The sequence below is a fragment of the Caldisericia bacterium genome, from assembly GCA_026414995.1.
In the GTDB taxonomy this organism is placed as follows: Bacteria; Caldisericota; Caldisericia; order B22-G15; family B22-G15; genus JAAYUH01.
Genome location: JAOAHY010000039.1, coordinates 1 through 727 on the forward strand (window position 1 = coordinate 1; position 727 = coordinate 727).

General features: G+C 27.1%; 2 protein-coding genes. Both read right to left on the reverse strand.

The window, feature by feature from the left end; translation table 11 throughout:
- On the reverse strand, window positions 1–251 hold a 251-nt coding region (locus tag N3D74_06670), incomplete at its 3' end, for a hypothetical protein (protein ID MCX8095846.1).
- A gap of 2 nt (window positions 252–253) precedes the next feature.
- A partial coding sequence (locus N3D74_06675) for an HIT domain-containing protein (GenBank protein ID MCX8095847.1) occupies window positions 254–727 on the reverse strand: 474 nt, incomplete at its 5' end.

Genomic DNA, 727 nt, shown 5'->3' on the forward strand with positions numbered 1-727 from the left:
AGATAGGTAATGTTAGAGATTGAAATAGGATCTTTGCTGTGATATTCTTCTTCATTTATAAAAATTTTCCCATCCATTTCTGAAATAGTAATAAATGTTTTTTCTTGTAAAATTTGTTTTAATAAATTGTATAATTCATTTATTTGATTTTCTACTACAGGACTTGTTATAGGATAAATTTTTATATTTGTTAATGAAAGACGAAAAAGTTTTAACAAGTTGTTTATGCTTAATTCTTCTTGCTTATGCATATCTACGTTTCTATCAAAAACTTAGTGGCTTCTTCTGGAGGTATTGGGTTTATGTAAAACCCACTCCCCCATTCAAAACCACCTACTCCAGATAATTGTGGCATAATTTCTATATGCCAATGATAATGAGATAGGTTATATTGTTTAAGTGGAGATGTGTGTAATATATAATTATAAGGCGGTTTTTCTAATGCTAAATTTAGTTTTTTATTTATAAGCTGTATAATCGAGGCTAAATTGGAGATTTCTTTGTCTTGAATATCTTCATACATAGGGTCGTGTCTTTTTGGTAATATCCAGATTTCAAATGGGAATCTACTTGCGTAAGGGCATATAGCAATAAAATCTTCATTTTCAGAAATAACTCTTAAATTTTTATTTAGTTCTTCATTTATTATATCACAATATATGCATCTTTCTTTATAATAAAAGTAGTTTTCTGATCCTATTAGTTCTTGTTTTATTATTATAGGTAT